The organism is Kitasatospora sp. NPDC088134 (assembly GCF_044741705.1).
Taxonomy (GTDB): domain Bacteria; phylum Actinomycetota; class Actinomycetes; order Streptomycetales; family Streptomycetaceae; genus Kitasatospora.
The window spans coordinates 226135-242419 of the sequence record NZ_JBIUTD010000010.1 but is presented as its reverse complement, the minus strand read 5'-3'; the positions used below and the strand labels follow the sequence as shown (position 1 = coordinate 242419).

The window sequence follows — 16285 nt, the reverse complement described above, 5'->3', positions numbered from 1 at the left end:
TCCTCTCCGCCTTTTTCGGCGACAACAATCCACGCCCGCCAATTGCGCGCGCGCAATTCCGCAGGTCAACCTTGCAGAAGCTCAAGTCACAAGATCATCTGGAGTCGGACCTCTCGGCACAATGCATTCCACCGCCCAGACCGTTCTTGCGCCCCGCCGCTTCCCGTGGTCGAGCTGTTCGCCGGGCCTTCCGCGAGCCGTGACGGAGGTGGCGATCCGTCCCGGTCGGACCCGGTGGCCGCGGGTGGGTGGCGGGACTCGGGTAGCGGGGCGCGGGCGGACGTCCGGGGCGGCGCGACCGTCGACCGGGGCGGCGCGGGAGGGCTTCCGGGGCGGCGCGTCGTGAGGCCGTCGCTACGGTGTGTGAGGAATGTCTCCGCCCGGCACGGGCCCGTGCTGCGTTCCGCGGGTCCGGAAAACCGCAGGTCAGACAGTAACTTGTGACAACCCGCACACTCCGCTGGCGATCTTCTGGTGTGTTGCCTCTGGCGAACATCGAGGCCGCCCGGGCAGGATCGGGGCCATGGACCTCCTCGACATCCTCACCGACAAGGGCCTTCGCCGGGAACTGCCCACCCGCGAGGAGGCGCTGGCCGTACTGGCCACCACCGACGACCAATTGCTGGACGTGGTCGCGGCCGCGGGCCGGGTCCGCCGCCAGTGGTTCGGCCGCCGGGTGAAGCTCAACTACCTGGTGAACCTGAAGAGCGGGCTGTGCCCGGAGGACTGCTCGTACTGCTCGCAGCGCCTCGGTTCGAAGGCGGAGATCCTCAAGTACACCTGGCTGAAGCCGGATCAGGCCGCCGAGGCCGCGGCCGCGGGTGTCGCCGGCGGCGCCAAGCGGGTCTGCCTGGTGGCGAGCGGGCGCGGTCCGACGGACCGGGACATCGACCGGGTCGCGGACACCATCGCGGCGATCAAGGACGCGGACGAGAGCGTGGAGGTGTGCGCCTGCCTGGGCCTGCTCTCCGACAACCAGGCGGAGCGCCTGAAGGCGGCCGGCGCAGACGCGTACAACCACAACCTGAACACCTCCGAGTCGACCTACGGCGAGATCACCACCACTCACACCTACGCGGACCGGGTGGACACCGTGACCAAGGCGCACGGCGCGGGCCTGTCGGCCTGCTCGGGCCTGATCGCGGGCATGGGCGAGAGCGACGCGGACCTGGTCGACGTGGTGTTCGCGCTGCGCGAGCTGGACCCGGACTCGGTGCCGGTGAACTTCCTGATCCCGTTCGAGGGCACCCCACTGGCGGAGGAGTGGAACCTCACCCCGCAGCGCTGCCTGCGCATCCTGGCGATGGTCCGGTTCGTCTGCCCCGACATCGAGGTGCGGATCGCCGGCGGCCGCGAGGTGCACCTGCGCTCGATGCAGCCGCTCGGCCTGCACATCGCCAACTCGATCTTCCTGGGCGACTACCTGACCAGCGAGGGCCAGGCCGGGCAGGCCGACCTCGACATGATCAAGGACGCCGGCTTCGAGGTCGAGGGCGCCGAGCAGACCACGCTCCCCCGCCACCGCGCCCACGCGGGCGGCGGCTGCGGCTCCGCGGCGGCCTCGTCCTGCGGCGGCCACGCCGAGGACGGCGCGGACGCCTGCGGCACCGGCGGCGGCTGCGGCCCGTGCGGCGGCCACGCCGGGGCCCCGGCGGCGGAGGCGGCTGCGGAGGCGGCTGCGGTCGACGCGGAGGCGTCGGCGGAGCCGGTGACGGTCCCGGGGACGGATCCGAGGACGGACTCGGCCGACGAGGCGCGCACCGACCTGGTGCGGGTCCGCCGGCGCGGCGCGGGCACCGAGCTGGCCCCGAACGCCTGATGGAACCGATGGACACCGCCCACCACTCGGCCGGCCTCTCCACCGCCCACCGCCCGACCGACCTCTCCACCGGTCAACTGCTGGACCTGGACCGGGCGCACGTCTGGCACCCGTACGGTCCGATGCCGGGCACGGTGCGGCCGCTGCTGGTGGAGTCGGCCGCGGGCGTGCGCCTGCGGCTGGCCGAACCGGTCGGCGGGCACCGGGAGTTGATCGACGGGATGTCCTCCTGGTGGGCGGCGGTCCACGGTTACCGGCACCCCGAGCTGGACGCCGCCGTGCGCGGCCAGCTCGACTCGATGAGCCACATCATGTTCGGCGGCCTGACGCACCGTCCGGCCGTCGAACTGGCGGCCCGGCTGGTGGAGTTGACGCCGGAGCCGCTGCAGCATGTGTTCCTCGCCGACTCCGGTTCGGTGGCGGTCGAGGTCGCGCTCAAGATGTGCCTGCAGTACTGGCAGTCGGTGGGGCGGCCGGCGAAGCGCCGAGTGCTGACCTGGCGCGGCGGCTACCACGGCGACACCTTCCACCCCATGTCGGTGTGCGACCCCGAGGGCGGGATGCACCACCTGTGGGGCGGGGTGCTGCCGCGCCAGCTGTTCGCCGCCGAGCCGCCCGCCGGGTACGACGCGCCCGCCGACCCGGAGTACGTCGCACAGCTGGCCGACCTGATCGAGCGTCACGCGGGCGAACTGGCCGCCGTGATCGTCGAACCGGTGGTCCAGGGCGCAGGCGGAATGCGCTTTCACACGCCTGATTATCTGACCGCACTGCGCGAGTTGTGCGACCGGCACGACGTCCTGCTGGTCTTCGACGAGATCGCCACCGGCTTCGGCCGCACCGGCGAACTCTTCGCCGCCGACCACGCGGGCGTCTCCCCGGACGTGATGTGCCTCGGCAAGGCGCTCACCGGCGGGTACCTCACCATGGCCGCGACGCTGTGCACCGGCCGGATCGCCGAGGGCATCTCGCGCGGCGAGGTCCCGGTGCTGGCACACGGCCCGACCTTCATGGGCAACCCGCTGGCCGCCGCCGTCGCCAACGCCTCGATCGACCTGCTGCTGCGGCAGGACTGGCGCACCGAGGTCAAGCGGATCGAGTCGGCCCTGCACACCGCGCTCGCCCCGTGCGCCGGCCGGCCCGGCGTCGCGGACGTCCGGGTGCTCGGCGCGATCGGCGTCGTGCAGCTGGACGCGCCGGTCGACCTGGCCGCCGCGACCGCCGCCGCGACCGAACAGGGCGTCTGGCTGCGGCCGTTCCGCGATCTGATCTACACCATGCCGCCGTACATCAGCACCGACGAGGAGGTGGCCGCGATCGGCCGGGCGGTCGCCGCGGCGGCCGACGCCTCCACCGCAGCCGCCAACGCCTCCACCACGGCGACCCGCCGCTGAGCCGGCCCCGTCCGGCCCTCGCCCGTCACCACCGTCCCGCCCTCGCCCGCCACCACCGTCCAGCATCCCGGGGAAGCACCATGACCGTCCTGTTCGTCACCGGCACCGGCACCGAGGTCGGCAAGACCGTCACCACCGCGGCCCTCGCGGCGCTGTGCACCGCGCCGGTGGCGGTGCTGAAGCCCGGTCAGACCGGGCTGCGGGCGGACGAACCCGGGGACGTGGCCGAGGTGGCGCGGCTGGCGGGACCGCTGGTGCGGCCGGTCGAACTGGCCCGCTACCCGGAGCCGCTGGCCCCCGACACGGCCGCCCGCCGGGCCGGGCTGCCGACGCTCGCGCCCGAGGACGTCGCCAAGGCCGCCGCCGACCTCGCCGCCGAGCACCCGACGGTGCTGGTCGAGGGCGCGGGCGGGCTGCTGGTCCGCTACGACGAGCGGGGCCGGACCCTCGCCGACATGGCGGCCGCCTGCCGCGACCTCGGCCTGCCCGTCGAGTTCCTGCTGGTCGCCACCGCCGGACTGGGCACCCTCAACGCGACCGCGCTGACCGCCGAGGCCCTGCGCCACCGCGGCCTCCCGCTGCGCGGCGTGGTGATCGGCAGCTGGCCCACCGCCCCCGACCTCGCCACCCGCTGCAACCTCACCGACCTCCCCACCGCGGCCGGCGCCCCCCTCCTCGGCGCCCTCCCCGCCGGCGCGGCCACCTTCCCCCCGCCCGCCTTCCGCACCCTGGCCGCCGCCTCCCTCGCCCCGTCCCTCGGCGGCACCTGGAACGCGACCGCCTTCACCGCCGACCACCGCCCGGCCGACCTCTGACACCCCGCCGTCATCGCAGTTCGCGCACCGCCGTCATGGCAGCCGGCGCACCGCCGCCGCGATCTCCCGCACCCGTTCGCGTGTGATGCCGGTGCGCTGCTCGACGGCGAGCGGGTGGTCGGTGGGCTCCAGCTCGACGTAGGGGCGCTTGCCGACCGGGCGGGTGTGCACGCGCGTCCTGAGGTCCACGGTGCCGGGCGAGTAGATCGGCAGCTCGGTGCAGAGCCAGCCGAAGTACGGCGGCTCGTCCTCCCGCCCCGGGGTCTCCCAGCGTTCGAGCGCGCGGGCGAAGTTGTCCCGGCTGAGGGAGACCCAGACGCCCCAGGAGAAGACCTCCGTGCTGTCGAGCACCGGGATCTCGATCAGCCCCTTCACGAAGAAGTGCTGGCCCCTGATGATGCACTGGTCGCTGGAGAGCATGCTGTCCGCGTCCCCCTCGAAGGCCGGGCCCCACACGTAGGGGGCCGCCGCCGAGTAGTTCATGGGGGCCGCTGCGTGGTGCCCGCCGCAGCAGGAGCAGGTGTAACCGTGATCGTCCGACATGCCGGGATGCTAGCCCCCACCGGTGACGACACTTCCGCCGGGCCCGCCCCGATGCCGGAGCTCCGCGAACAATTCACCATTATACCAGGGAATTGACGGTGATTCACGCCTTCCGGGACGATGGAAAATCGGTCGGCAATTCGCTATTTTGGCGGCCATGACTGCACGCGTTGAATTAATTGTCGAATCCGGCGGGTTGCGACTGTGGAGCGAGCGGACCGGCGCCCCGGCCGACCCGGCGGTGCTGCTGGTGATGGGCACCGCCGCACCGGGCATCGGCTGGCCGGACGAGCTCGTGGACACGCTGGTCGCCGGGGGCCACCAGGTCATCCGCTACGACCACCGGGACACCGGCCGGTCGAGCTGCGTGGACTTCGCCGCCCACCCCTACGCCCTGGCGGACCTGGCGGCCGACGCGGCGGCGGTGCTCGACGGCCACGGGGTGGCCGCCGCGCACGTGGTCGGAGCGTCCCTGGGCGGCGCGATCGGCCAGTGGCTGGCCGTGCACCGCCCCACCCGGGTACGGACCCTGACCGCGCTGATGACCGGCCCGATGGGCCACAGTCCGGGCCCGGCCTGGGCGCGCGCCATGGCCGGGCAGGCCCCCGACCCGGGCGACCTGCCGCCGCCCGCGGCACGCTTCCTGACCCACCTCGCCCACCGCGCCACCCTCCCGCAGCGGACGCGCGAGGAGTACGTCGCGGCGCACCTGGAGACCTGGCGCGTCCTCAACGGCGAGGTCCTCCCGTTCGACGAACCGGCCGCCCGCCGCTTCGTGCAGGCGTCCTTCGACCTGCCCGGCGACCCCGGCGCGGCCCTCAACCACGACGCGGCCGGCCGCCGCATGACCGAGGACCGCCTGGCCCCGCTGTCCGCGATCGAGGCCCCGACCCTGGTCCTCCACGGCACCGCGGACCCCCTGCGCCCGCTCCCGCACGGCCGCGCCCTCGCCGGAGAAATCCCGCACGCACGATTCCGGACGATCCCGGGAATGGGGCACTCGTTGTTCTCCCCCGGACTCCCCCGGCAGCTCGGCGAAATCATTCGCGGGCACCTCGCACAGCGAGCGGAACGCCCATTCCGAATTCCCGGGCACTTGCTGCTCCATTCCCGGGCACTTGCTGCTCCCGCGCGGCCTCGGCTGGGCGGGGCGGACGGGACTGGGCGGGGCGGACGGCGCTGGGTACGCTGGCGGACCGCGCCCGCCCGGGTGCCGGGTTTCCGGGAAGCTGGGAGAGACCGTGGGCGATGACCGCGCCGCCGTCCTGTTCGTCACCGATCTCGCCTATCCGGCGCGCGGCCGCCGGTACGGGGACGAGGACGTCTTCCTGACCTCGCGGCTGCGCGCGGAGTTCGACCTGGCGCTGTGCCACCCGTGCGACGCGGCCGCGCTGATGGGCGGGTTCGACGCGGTGGTGGTGCGCAACAGCGGGCCGGTGCTGCTCTACCGGGAGCAGTACGAGGAGTTCCGGCGGCGGGCGCTGGCCGGTGGCGTCCGGGTCTACAACCCGCTGACGGGGCGCGGCGACATGGCCGGCAAGGGGTACCTGACGGAGCTGACGGCGGCCGGGTTCCCGGTCATCCCGACGGTCGACCGGCCGGCGGACGCGGACCGGCTGCCCGTCGTCGACCGGTACGTGGTGAAGCCGCGGGAGGGCGCGGACTCGATCGGGCTGTCGGTGGTGGGGCGCCCGGAGCTGGCGGGGCTGTCCTGGGCGGGCGTGCTGGTGCAGCCGCTGGTCGACTTCCGGTACGAGGTGTCGTTCTACTTCGTCGACGACGCGTTCCAGTACGCGCTGTACGCGCCGGACCCGGAGCGCCGCTGGGAGTTGACGCCCTACGAGCCGTCGGTGGCGGACCTGGCGTTCGCCCGGGGGTTCATCGGGTGGAACACCCTCGACCGGGGCATCCAGCGGGTGGACGCCTGCCGGACGGCGGCGGGCGAACTGCTGCTGGTCGAGTTGGAGGACCTGAACCCGTACCTGTCGCTGGACGCCGTGCCGGTCGAGCGGCGGGACGCGTTCGTCGCGGCGACGATCGCGTCCCTGCACGGGTTCCTGCGCGAGCCGGGGCCGACGCGGGCGGAGTGACGCCCCGTCAGTTCGCCCGGCACCAGAGCAGCGTGCCGGGGCCGTCGGGCGTGTGCACCGGCACCCACGCCTGGTCGGTCTCGCCGAGCCGGTCCTCGTCCAGGCGCAGCGGGTGCGGGCGTTCGCGGGTGCCGTCGCCGGCCCAGTAGCGGACGGCGCCGACCAGGGCGGCCAGGTGGGCGCGCTCCTGTTCCGTCCAGGGGTGGTCCCGCGTTCCGGCGCCCGCGAAGTCCTGCTCGAACAGGTCGCGCAGGGCGCGGAACGCCCGGTCCCCGAACAGCGGCACCAGGAACCCCTCGACCTCGCCCCGGCGTTCGGCCCCCGCCCCGTAGCGCTGCCGGTAGACGACCCCGGTCGGGGCCTCGACCGCCGCGTACAGCCGGCTGCCGTCGCCCGTGCCGCTGTCGCCCGTGCCGCTGTCGGTGGCTCCGCCCGGGCCGCTGTCGGGGCCCTCTGCGGGAGCCAATTGGACGATTCGTGGAGTGATCATGTCCCCAGTCTCCCGGCCCGTCCCCGCCGACTCAACGACCGCGCCCGCGCGCCCCGCGCTGCACCTTCCGGGGCGCCCGGGCAGCGGGCGCCGATCGGGCCGAATGTCAGTGCGAGCAGGGAAGATGGGTCCATGACCGAGACCGCTCTGCTCTCCTCCGGCGCGTACGCCGACGCCGTTGCCGCCGCCGTCCAGGCCGCCGCCGCCTACTACACGGACGGCGCGACGCCGCTCGGGGACGACGAGTACGACGCGCTGGTGCGGGCGATCGCCGCGTACGAGGACGCGCACCCGGACGAGGTGCTGCCGGATTCGCCGACCGGGAAGGTCGCGGGCGGCGCGGTGGTCGGCGACGTGCCGCACAGCGTGCCGATGCTCTCGCTGGACAACGTGTTCTCGGCGGAGGAACTCGCCGACTGGGCCGCGGGGTTGGAGCGCCGGCTGGGGCGCGCCCCGGCGGGGTGGTGCGTGGAGCCGAAGCTCGACGGGCTGGCGGTCGCGGCCCGCTACCGGGGCGGGAAGCTTGAGCGGGTGCTGACCCGGGGCGACGGCCTGGCGGGTGAGGACATCAGCCACGCCGCCGAGGCCGTCCTCGGCCTGCCGCCGGTGCTGACGGAGCCGGTCGACGTCGAGCTGCGCGGCGAAGTCCTGTTGACGACGGCCCAGTTCGAGGAGGCGAACCGGATCCGGCTGGCGCACGAGGCCGCCCCGTTCGTCCACCCGCGCAGCGGCGCGGCCGGCACGCTGCGGGCCAAGGACCGCCCGTACCGGATCGAGTTGACGTTCTTCGCGTACGACGCCGTGGGCCTGGACGAGGAGTTGGCGCACAGCGCGCTGCTGGAGCGCCTCGCGGTGCTGGGCGCGAACACGGCGGCCAGTACGGCGGCGGCGCCGCTGCGCTGCGAGAGCGTCGAGGGGGTGCAGCAGCGGGTCGAGGAGATCGCCGCCCTGCGGTCCCGACTGCCGTTCGGCATCGACGGCGTGGTGATCAAGGCGGACGACGCGGGCGACCAGCGGGAGGCGGGTTCGGGGTCGCGGGCGCCGCGCTGGGCGGTGGCCCGGAAGCTGGCGGCGGAGCACAAGGTGACCCGCCTGCTGGGGGTGGAGTGGGCGGTGGGCCGCACCGGCATCATCGCGCCGCGCGCCGTCCTGGAGCCGGTGGTGATCGACGGCGTCACCGTCACGTACGCGACGCTGCACAACCCAGCCGACATCACCCGGCGCGGCCTGATGCTCGGCGACCAGGTGTTCGTCTACCGGGCGGGCGACGTGATCCCGCGGGTGGAGGCGCCGTTGGTGGAGCAGCGCACGGGCGAGGAGCGGCCGATCGTGTTCCCGGAGGTCTGCCCGCGCTGCGGGGACGCGATCGACGCCTCCGAGCAGCGCTGGCGGTGCGTGCGCGGCCGCAACTGCCAGGCGGTGGCCTCGATCGTCTACGCGGCGGGCCGCGACCAGTTGGACATCGAGGGGCTGGGGGCGACCCGCGCCGTGCAGCTGGTCGAGTCCGGCCTGGTCGCGGACATCGCGGACCTGTTCACCCTGACGCGCGAGCAGTTGATGACGCTGGAGCGGATGGGCGAGACCAGCACGGTGAACCTGCTGGCCGCGATCGAGACGGCCCGCACCCGGCCGCTGAGCCGGGCGCTGTGCGCGCTGGGCATCCGCGGCACGGGGCGCAGCATGTCGCGCCGGATCGCCGCGCACTTCGGTTCGATGGCGGCGATCCGGGCGGCGGACGCGGAGGCGCTGGCCGGGGTCGACGGCATGGGGCCGGAGAAGGCCCGCGTGATGGTCGCCGAACTCGCCGAGCTCGCACCGCTGTTGGACCGCCTGGCGGCCCTCGGCGTCGGCACCGCCGTCACCGAGCCCACTGCGCCCACCGCGCCCCGCCCCGCCAAGGCGGACGGCGGGAGCTCCGCCGGGGCGGCCGGGGGCGGCCCGCTCAGCGGCGAGGCCGTGGTCGTCACCGGCTCCATGACGGGCCCGCTCGCCGCCCTGTCCCGCAACGAGATGAACGAACTCATCGAACGCGCCGGCGGCAAGGCCTCCTCCTCCGTCTCCAAGCGCACCACCCTGCTGGTGGCGGGCGAGAAGGCCGGCGCCAAGCGCACCAAGGCCGAGGAACTCGCCATCCGCATCCTCACCCCCGACGAGTTCGCCACCCTGGTCGCCGACCACCTGCCCGGCGTCTGACACTCCGCCGGCGGTCCGCCGCAGCGCTCACGTGCGCGAACCGTGCGAACCGCACGCACGTGCCCGCCCGTTCAGCAGTCGGCGAGGGCCCGGACGGCGGCCCGGAGGGGGGTGGGGCGGGTGAGGAGGTCGGTGTTGTCCGCCCACTGGTCGACGGCGCCGGTGAGGGGGAGGGCGCGCAGGTCGGGGTCGGTGAGGGTGGCGGCCAGGGCGCGGGCGAAGCGGTCGGCGTGCAGGACGCGGTAGGGCCGGTCGTGGTAGTGGCGGCGGGCGGGGTCGAGCGGGGCGGTGAGGCCGGTGGCGTTGTGCAGGTGGGCCACGGTCTCGTACGCGTCGCACAGGTGTCGTTCGCGCTCGGCGTGGCCGGTGGCGGCCAGGGCGCCGCGCAGGGCGGGGGTGAGCCGGGCTGCGGCGGCGGTGCGGGCGAAGGCGCTGCCGAGCCACTTGGTGTAGGGCGCGTAGCGGTGTTCGAGCAGGAGGCACAGGCGCATCAGGTCGCGGACCAGGCGCCCGGCGGCGAGCGCGGAGCCGAGTTCGTCGCCGACCTCGGCGCAGCGGCCGACGAACGCCTCCTCCTGGGCGAGGCGCTGCCACTGGCAGGCCAGCAGGTAGCGCCGGACCTGGTCCGGGTAGCGGGCGAGGCGGTGGCGGGCCGCGGTGAGGGTGCCCGGCCCGTCGTGGAAGACCGCGCCGCCGGTGACCTCGGCCAGCCGCTGCTGCGGCATCGCCAGCCAGTCGGTCAGGATCGGGCCCGGCTCGGTGGCGGCGGTCGCGGTGCCGAGCCGGTCGGTCAGCCACTCGTCGACCCGGCGCACCACCACCCGGTGGGCGACCGGCCCTTCGGTGGCTTCGAGGTGCCCGACCGGGTCGTTCGGGTCGCCGGTCGGCCGGAAGTGGGTGGGCCAGCCGCGGACCTGCTTGGGCAGCCGGTGGGCGAACAGGTCGTGGAGGTCGGCGGCGTGCCGGTCGGCATCCTCGGCGGTGAGGAACAGGTCCAGGCGCGGGCCCCAGTCGTGGTCGGCGGAGCGCGGGGTGTCGAAGCCGAGCACCTCCGAGCCGGGGCCGACCAGGGCGGCCGCGTGGCGCAGGCCCGGGTGGGCGCTGTCCAGCAGTGGGCGCACCGCCTCCGTGTAGAGAAGCCGGGAGAGTTCGACGCCGGGGAGGAACGCGGGGGCGGGGGTGACCATGGGTGCCACTGTGGCCGAGGGCGGGCGTTTGGTTCCACCCGTTAACTCCTGCAACTCCTGTGAGACCTTCTCGCTCGCGCAACTGCCTCCTATGCGCGTGAGGGTGTTCACGAGAGTGATGAACCATCACGCCCGTTAGAGCCTCTCACTAGCGCGAGAGCCGCATGCGGACGTTATGGCGCATCGCTCCATCGTCAGGGCGTCACGATCATGAGACCCTCTAACAAAAGTGATGGGCCATCACTCCAGCATGCACCCCTCCCCCGCGCGAGAGCCTCTACGCAGCACCCCCGGCCCGGGGCTCCCCCGCGAGCAGGCGGGCGACCAGGGCGTCGACCAGGGCGGTGCGCTGCTGGGGGGTGAAGAGGTCGGGGAGGGTGAGCCGTTCGAGGATGAGCCAGTTGAGGGCGAGGTAGAGCAGCTGGACGGTGGTGGCGTCGCCGGGAAGGCCGGAGGAGCGGTGGTGGTCGACGTTGAAGCGGAGGTCGGCGGCGATCCGGTCGGTGAGCACGGCGCGCAGTTCGGGGCGGCGCAGTGCGGCCAGGCGGAGTTCGAGCAGGGCGAGGAAGCCGGTGGGGAAGTCGGCGACGCGGTCTACGAGTTGGTGCATGAGTTCGGCGACCCGGGCGGCGTCGTGCGGGCCGGTCAGGCTGTGGGCGAGGGTGTCGGCGTCGGGTTCGAGGCGTTCGTAGACGCGGGCGGCACTCTGGACGAGCAGGGCGTCCCGGTTGGCGAAGTAGTTGGAGGCGGTGCCGGCGGGGACAGCGGCGCGCTGGTCGACGGCGCGGAAGGTGAGGCCGCGGGCGCCCTCCTCGGCGAGTACGTCGATCGCGGCGTCGAGCAGGGCCGCCCGGCGTTCCGGATTGCTGCGGGCCATCGGTTGTCACCACTCCACTCGTAGTGCTAAGTTTTCACCACTCCACTCAGAGTACTACGCACCGAGTGGTCAATTGATTCCCTACGAGAGGTTTCTCGGCTTGCGCAAGCTCGTGTACTACGTCGCCGTTTCGATCGACGGCTTCATCGCCGGTCCGTCCGGCGAGTTCGACTTCTACCCGGAGGCGCCCGACATGGTCGAGTACCTGCGGGCAGAGTTCCCCGAGACGATGCCCAGTCACATCCGGCCGGCCATCGGTCTCGCGGACACCCCCAACAAGCGGTTCGACACCGTCCTGATGGGTCTCAACAGTTACCGCCCCGGCCTGGAGGTCGGGCTCACCAGCCCGTACGCGCACCTGAAGCAGTACGTGGTCTCCTCCTCCCTCCCGGAGATCGACGACCCGGCCGTGACACTGGTGCGCAGCGACCCCGCGGCCCTGGTCCGAAGCCTGAAGGAGCAGCCCGGCGAGGGCGACCTGTGGCTCTGCGGCGGCGGCCTGCTGGCCGGTGCGCTGATGCCGGAGATCGACGAACTGGTGCTCAAGCGCTACCCGGTGGTGGCGGGCGGCGGCGTCCCGGCCTTCGCCGGCGGCTTCCGTCCGCGCCCGTTCGCACCGGTGGAGATGCTGACGTTCAGCCACGGCGGCACCGTCACCACGTACCGCCCGGTCGGGTAGGGCCGCCGTCCGGCCCCCGGACCGGTTCTCGACACGACACTCGGGTCGGCGGGCCCCGGACGGGAACGGTCGGGGTACCTCGCGGGATAGCCTGGGCGGGATGCGCGGGCAGGACACGGACGGGGGAAGCGACATGAACGGACAGGCGTGGGAAGGCCGTTGGGTCCGGCCGGTGGACGGCGGGCCGGAGGTGTACGCGGTTCTGCCGGAGCGGCCGCGGGCGACCGTGGTGGTCGGCATGGAGCTGTTCGGGGTGACGGCCTGGGTGCGCGAGGTCTGCGAACGGCTGGCCGGCGCCGGGTACGCGGCCGTCGCCCCCGACTTCTACGGGCGGCAGGCCGAACGGGTCGAGCTGCCGTACGACGACACCGGGCGGGTGGAGGGGTTCCGGCTGCTGGGGACGGTGACGGCCGATCAGGTCGCCGCCGACACGGCCGCGGCGCTCGCCGTGGGCGAGCGGGCGGGCGCGGGTCCGGGCCGGGCGTTCCTCGGCTTCTCGGTCGGCGGCCACCTCGCCCTGCTCGCGGGCACCCGCCTGCCGCTGGACCTGATCGCCGTCTGCTACCCGGGCTGGACGCTGGCCGAGCCGACGCCACTGGCGGACTCCGCGCCGCCGCTCACCGCCGAGGGCGCGGCCGCGCTCGCCGCGCACGACCCGTCCGTGCTCGGCCTGGTCGGCACGGCGGACCACGTGGTGCCGCCGGAGCAGTGGGCGCGGATCGGCGAACGCCTGACCGGGGCGGGCGTCCACCACGAACTGGTCACGTACCCGGAGGTTCCGCACGGTTTCCTGTGCGCGGACCGTCCCGGCACGTTCCGGGCGGCGGAGAGCGCGGACGCCTGGTCCCGCCTGCTGGCCGCGCTGGGCGAACTCTCCGCCTGACCGGAGGACCGGGGGCCGGTCATGAGATGCCGGACGGTGCCGGGGACGGAGCGGGCGGCCGCGACCGGGGCCACCCGCACCGCCCGGCCGGAGACGCCGTGGAGGTCGGTTAGACCGCGGCACCGTCGGCGGCTCGGCCCGGACGCCTTCGAGAAGGCTCTCGCCGTGCTGCTCGTGGCGGCTGCGCTCGTGGGTGGGCACCGCCCGGGTGCGGGTCGGGTCGGGTCGGGTCGGAGTGCGGCGGGTCGGGTCGGGTTCGGGTCGGGTCGGGTCGGGTCGGGGCGCGGGTCGGGGCGCGGGTCGGGTTCGGGTCCGGGTGCGGGTCGGGCTCCGCGCTTCGCGGACCGGTTCCGGGGGAGCACGAACGACCGCCGGAGCGTGCCGCGTTCGGCGGGTTCGGCCTGTCACGCCACAGCCGTACCCGGCCGGGATGGGATCGGCGTGACTGCCCCGGCCACCCCGGTCTCAGGGGCGGGGTGCCTTCTCGCCGTGGACGGCGCGGTACTCGGCGACGAGCCAGGGGGCGAGGTCGGAGACGAGCATCGTGATCACGGCCGGGTCGGCGGTCGGGGTCCGACCGGCCGCTGCGGCCACCCGCATCTGCGCGGCGCGCTCGGGGTAGTAGCGGCCGAACACCTCGGCGGACTCGGTGAGATCGCTGGTCCAGCCGCCCCACCGGGGCATGACCAGGGTGAGTCCGGTCCGGGCGAGCCTGCGGCCGACCCCGCGGCTCAGTGTCCTGCGCTCGGCGTCGGTGCGGGCGGCTGCCGCGCGTTCGTGCCAGCGCGGGACCTCCGGGCCCAGGTCGCCGTTGGTCTCGCGGGCGAGGAGGGGGGTGGGCCGGTAGCGCGGCAGCTGCTCGGCGAGGTCCTCGCCGAGCAGCGGGGTGCACAGGCAGGAGACGAACCAGCCGAGGTCGTGGCGTTCGAGCTCGCTCAGCAGCCGCTCCACGCTGAACAGCAGGACGCCGACGCCGTCGATCTGCGCGAACTCCGCGTCGAGCGCGGCGCCCAGCGCGTCCGCGTCCGCCCGGTCCGCGGGGGTCGTGGGGTGGTTCCGCAGCGCGAGCAGCAGGTCCAGGTCGGAGGTGCCGGGGGTGGCGGTGCCGCGCGGGACACTGCCGTAGAGGTAGGCGCTGTGCAGGCGGCCGCCGTCCCTGCCGTTGCCGAACGTCGCGCCGATGCGGGCACGCGCGGCGTCGACGACGGGAGCGAACGCGTCCGCGACGTGGGCGAGGGAGCCCTCGCGCGCGATGAATCCGTCCTGGTCGAGACCCTTGGCGATCATGTCCGCATTCTGCCGTCCCGAAGCCGCGGGTCGGTACTCGGCACCTGCGGGCCGGTGCTCGGCAGCCCCGGGCCGGTACTGGCTCCGCTGACCGACGTGCCCGCAGGCGCATCCCGCCGGGATCGGAGTGACCGACCTGCTCCCCCGGACGGCAGGGGCCTTCTTGCACCCGAGGTGCGTCCGAGGTACGTCCGAGGTACGCCCGAACGGGCGGCGCCGCGTCACCGGCACCGCCCGTCGCGCGTTGAGCCTCCGTCAGCACCGCCCGCCCGTACGCCCGGAGGACCCGCCATGCGCACCGCACTCTCCGCCCTCGCCCTGGCCGCCGCCGCCCTGTTCGCGGGTGGTGCGCCCGCCGTGGCCGCTGCCGCCGGGGAGCCGGCCGGCCCCGTGCCGAACCAGGGCTACAGCGTCCCGGTCGGCGCGATCACGGACCTCGGCGCGCTCCCGATGCTGGGCGGCCTGGGCTACGACTTCGCCCACCTGCTGGGCCAGTGACCCGGAAGACATCGCACCGAGCGAACGTCGGGTGACCCGGCTGGGCTCCACGCCGGGTGGGTGTCGGGTGACCCGGCTGGCCCCCGCGCCGGGTGGGTGTCAGCGGAGCGGGACAGCGTAGACCGGCTCGATGCCGAACGGGGTGAAGCCGACCTTGCGCAGGATCGGGCCGGAGGTGGCGGGGTTGGCCTTGACCAGGGCCATCCGGGCGCCGTGGGCGGCCGCGTAGGCGAGGCGGGCCCCGACCAGGGCGCGGTAAACGCCGTGGCCCCGCCACCGCTCGGCGACCACGCCACCCGTCAACCGGGCGACGCCGTCGACGAGTTCGATACCGACGCTGCCGACGGGCGCGCCGTCCAGGTAGGCCACCAGGGTGCCGCCGCGGCCGGCCGGGATGCTGGCGCGGTTGCGGGCGGCGGCGGCCTCGAAGCGGTCGGCGGGCGGGAGTTCACCGCCGAAGGCGGACTGCTGGAGGACCGCCGCGTCGCGGAACGTCTCCGGGTCCGTCGCCCAACGCGTGGTGACGTCCAGCTCCGGCGGGCGCAGCGCGGGCGCGCCGCCGGTCAAGTCGGCTGCCAGTACCTCCAGTTCGAGCTTGACCCGGCCGCCGCGGGCGGCGAGTTCGGCGGCCAGCCCGGCGGGGGCGCCGATCAGCACCTGCCAGTCCAGGATCGGCAGGTCGAAGGTGCGGGCCCGCTCCAGCAGGGCGTCCACGGCGGGCCCGAGCGGGCCGGCGGGGGTGAAGGAGACCACGGAGAGGTCGAACTCGTAGTAGTCGGGGAGGCGGACCAGGGTGTACCCGTCCGTGGCGACGACCTCGGCGTCGGGCGGTGACCAGACCCAGGCGTCACCGGCGGCGGCGACTTCGGCGGTGGAGAGACTCATACCGGGCAGCCTAGAGATCGTTCCGACACGCATCGCCGCCGCTCCGAGCACCGTTGCCGGACCCGGACCCGACGGTGACGCACCTGGTGCACCCGCGCGGGAACCGGACAGACCGCCACGGCGTGGGCGGCGTTCCGGAGACGGACGGCGCCCCGGAGACGGGCGGCCTGCCGTGCCGGGCCGCCCGGTGTCGCCGTCCGTCGACGCGGGGGGCGGATTGTTTCCGCTCCGAGAGTTTTGCCGGGCGGCGGGTCGGTGACAAGGGCGGACGGGGGTTCGTGGCGGCCCCTTCACTGCTGCGCAACGGGCCGAAATACTCCGCAACACCCGCTCCCAACTGGGAAGATGGTGATTGACAGCGGGCGTTCGGCCCGAGCACGATGAGCGCCGAGCCCACTCGCAGCGAGCCGGAAGGAGGGCCGATGCGTACCGCCGTTGTCGTGTGTTGTCCGTCGTGCCCGGTCCCGGTGGGTGTGCGCCGCGGTGGCTGTTGTCGGCGCCACTGCGCGTAGCTCCCTCCCCGTTCCCGTTCCTCTTCTCCCTCCGCCACGGCGGTGCGCCCTCGGGCTGCCCGCTCGCCGTGGCGCGTCCGGTCGGCGCGACGGCATCCGTGCCCCGCCGCCGTTCCCACGCCCGTGTCCCCTT

General features: G+C 74.3%; 15 protein-coding genes. 9 read left to right on the top strand and 6 right to left on the bottom strand.

The window, feature by feature from the left end; all coding sequences use genetic code 11:
• Positions 1–523 precede the first annotated feature (523 nt).
• The 3 genes from bioB to bioD all read left to right on the top strand — a co-directional run bounded on the left by bioB (position 524) and on the right by bioD (position 4028).
• Positions 524–1819: a biotin synthase BioB gene (bioB, locus tag ACIOHG_RS18595; protein ID WP_400951652.1), complete on the top strand. Its 1296-nt coding sequence runs from the start codon at positions 524–526 to the stop codon at positions 1817–1819.
• Positions 1820–1941: 122 nt separating this feature from the next.
• Positions 1942–3213 (top strand): adenosylmethionine--8-amino-7-oxononanoate transaminase, encoded by a 1272-nt coding sequence (locus tag ACIOHG_RS18590; protein WP_400951700.1) that lies wholly within the window; start codon positions 1942–1944, stop codon positions 3211–3213.
• A gap of 80 nt (positions 3214–3293) precedes the next feature.
• On the top strand, positions 3294–4028 hold the full coding sequence (gene bioD, locus ACIOHG_RS18585) for a dethiobiotin synthase (RefSeq protein WP_400951649.1): 735 nt from the start codon (positions 3294–3296) through the stop codon (positions 4026–4028).
• Positions 4029–4061: 33 nt separating this feature from the next.
• Here the strand turns inward: bioD and ACIOHG_RS18580 are convergent, their stop codons facing one another.
• Positions 4062–4511: a DUF2199 domain-containing protein gene (locus ACIOHG_RS18580; RefSeq protein ID WP_400951697.1), complete on the bottom strand. Its 450-nt coding sequence runs from the start codon at positions 4509–4511 to the stop codon at positions 4062–4064.
• Positions 4512–4728: 217 nt separating this feature from the next.
• On the opposite strand from ACIOHG_RS18580, the gene ACIOHG_RS18575 reads away from it, so the two are divergent.
• Together ACIOHG_RS18575 and ACIOHG_RS18570 are read left to right on the top strand one after the other, a co-directional pair.
• Positions 4729–5823 carry an alpha/beta fold hydrolase gene (locus ACIOHG_RS18575; protein WP_400951647.1) on the top strand — a complete coding sequence of 365 codons (1095 nt, stop codon included), beginning with the start codon at positions 4729–4731 and terminating at the stop codon, positions 5821–5823.
• Positions 5813–6661, top strand: a complete 849-nt coding sequence (locus tag ACIOHG_RS18570; RefSeq protein ID WP_400951644.1) for a hypothetical protein — start codon at positions 5813–5815, stop codon at positions 6659–6661. The genes ACIOHG_RS18575 and ACIOHG_RS18570 overlap by 11 nt, the downstream gene beginning before the upstream one ends.
• A gap of 7 nt (positions 6662–6668) precedes the next feature.
• Here ACIOHG_RS18570 and ACIOHG_RS18565 read toward each other — a convergent pair whose 3' ends face one another.
• Positions 6669–7151, bottom strand: a complete 483-nt coding sequence (locus tag ACIOHG_RS18565; RefSeq protein WP_400951643.1) for a DUF6210 family protein — start codon at positions 7149–7151, stop codon at positions 6669–6671.
• A 132-nt stretch (positions 7152–7283) separates the two neighbouring features.
• On the opposite strand from ACIOHG_RS18565, the gene ligA reads away from it, so the two are divergent.
• Positions 7284–9344 carry an NAD-dependent DNA ligase LigA gene (gene ligA, locus ACIOHG_RS18560; RefSeq protein WP_400951638.1) on the top strand — a complete coding sequence of 687 codons (2061 nt, stop codon included), beginning with the start codon at positions 7284–7286 and terminating at the stop codon, positions 9342–9344.
• Positions 9345–9415: 71 nt separating this feature from the next.
• Here the strand turns inward: ligA and ACIOHG_RS18555 are convergent, their stop codons facing one another.
• The gene (locus tag ACIOHG_RS18555; protein ID WP_400951635.1) at positions 9416–10531 is read right to left on the bottom strand and encodes a DUF4037 domain-containing protein; all 1116 of its coding nucleotides are present in this window, start codon (positions 10529–10531) and stop codon (positions 9416–9418) included.
• Between the two features lie 277 nt (positions 10532–10808).
• Positions 10809–11408, bottom strand: coding sequence for a TetR/AcrR family transcriptional regulator (locus tag ACIOHG_RS18550; RefSeq protein ID WP_400951634.1), 600 nt, complete (start codon positions 11406–11408; stop codon positions 10809–10811).
• 100 nt (positions 11409–11508) lie between these two features.
• Here ACIOHG_RS18550 and ACIOHG_RS18545 point away from each other — a divergent pair, with 100 nt between their 5' ends.
• The gene (locus tag ACIOHG_RS18545) at positions 11509–12087 is read left to right on the top strand and encodes a dihydrofolate reductase family protein (protein WP_400951631.1); all 579 of its coding nucleotides are present in this window, start codon (positions 11509–11511) and stop codon (positions 12085–12087) included.
• Between the two features lie 133 nt (positions 12088–12220).
• Positions 12221–12970 carry a dienelactone hydrolase family protein gene (locus tag ACIOHG_RS18540; RefSeq protein ID WP_400951629.1) on the top strand — a complete coding sequence of 250 codons (750 nt, stop codon included), beginning with the start codon at positions 12221–12223 and terminating at the stop codon, positions 12968–12970.
• Between the two features lie 465 nt (positions 12971–13435).
• Here the strand turns inward: ACIOHG_RS18540 and ACIOHG_RS18535 are convergent, their stop codons facing one another.
• Positions 13436–14257, bottom strand: a complete 822-nt coding sequence (locus ACIOHG_RS18535) for a nucleotidyltransferase domain-containing protein (RefSeq protein WP_400951627.1) — start codon at positions 14255–14257, stop codon at positions 13436–13438.
• A gap of 291 nt (positions 14258–14548) precedes the next feature.
• Here ACIOHG_RS18535 and ACIOHG_RS18530 point away from each other — a divergent pair, with 291 nt between their 5' ends.
• Entirely contained in the window at positions 14549–14755 is a 207-nt protein-coding gene (locus ACIOHG_RS18530) for a hypothetical protein (protein WP_400951624.1), read from the top strand.
• Between the two features lie 99 nt (positions 14756–14854).
• On the opposite strand, the gene ACIOHG_RS18525 is transcribed toward ACIOHG_RS18530, so the two are convergent.
• Positions 14855–15640 carry a GNAT family N-acetyltransferase gene (locus ACIOHG_RS18525; RefSeq protein WP_400951623.1) on the bottom strand — a complete coding sequence of 262 codons (786 nt, stop codon included), beginning with the start codon at positions 15638–15640 and terminating at the stop codon, positions 14855–14857.
• Positions 15641–16285 lie beyond the last annotated feature (645 nt).

What these genes read in the sequence shown, in the direction of transcription:
- bioB (WP_400951652.1), top strand. Translation starts at nt 524, where the DNA reads ATGGACCTCCTCGACATCCTCACCGACAAGGGCCTTCGCCGGGAACTG.
- ligA (WP_400951638.1), top strand. Translation starts at nt 7,284, where the DNA reads ATGACCGAGACCGCTCTGCTCTCCTCCGGCGCGTACGCCGACGCCGTT.
- ACIOHG_RS18525 (WP_400951623.1), bottom strand. Translation starts at nt 15,640, where the DNA reads ATGAGTCTCTCCACCGCCGAAGTCGCCGCCGCCGGTGACGCCTGGGTC.
- ACIOHG_RS18540 (WP_400951629.1), top strand. Translation starts at nt 12,221, where the DNA reads ATGAACGGACAGGCGTGGGAAGGCCGTTGGGTCCGGCCGGTGGACGGC.
- ACIOHG_RS18530 (WP_400951624.1), top strand. Translation starts at nt 14,549, where the DNA reads ATGCGCACCGCACTCTCCGCCCTCGCCCTGGCCGCCGCCGCCCTGTTC.
- ACIOHG_RS18535 (WP_400951627.1), bottom strand. Translation starts at nt 14,257, where the DNA reads ATGATCGCCAAGGGTCTCGACCAGGACGGATTCATCGCGCGCGAGGGC.
- ACIOHG_RS18580 (WP_400951697.1), bottom strand. Translation starts at nt 4,511, where the DNA reads ATGAACTACTCGGCGGCGGCCCCCTACGTGTGGGGCCCGGCCTTCGAG.
- ACIOHG_RS18575 (WP_400951647.1), top strand. Translation starts at nt 4,729, where the DNA reads ATGACTGCACGCGTTGAATTAATTGTCGAATCCGGCGGGTTGCGACTG.
- ACIOHG_RS18555 (WP_400951635.1), bottom strand. Translation starts at nt 10,531, where the DNA reads ATGGTCACCCCCGCCCCCGCGTTCCTCCCCGGCGTCGAACTCTCCCGG.
- ACIOHG_RS18565 (WP_400951643.1), bottom strand. Translation starts at nt 7,151, where the DNA reads ATGATCACTCCACGAATCGTCCAATTGGCTCCCGCAGAGGGCCCCGAC.
- ACIOHG_RS18590 (WP_400951700.1), top strand. Translation starts at nt 1,942, where the DNA reads ATGCCGGGCACGGTGCGGCCGCTGCTGGTGGAGTCGGCCGCGGGCGTG.
- ACIOHG_RS18550 (WP_400951634.1), bottom strand. Translation starts at nt 11,408, where the DNA reads ATGGCCCGCAGCAATCCGGAACGCCGGGCGGCCCTGCTCGACGCCGCG.
- bioD (WP_400951649.1), top strand. Translation starts at nt 3,294, where the DNA reads ATGACCGTCCTGTTCGTCACCGGCACCGGCACCGAGGTCGGCAAGACC.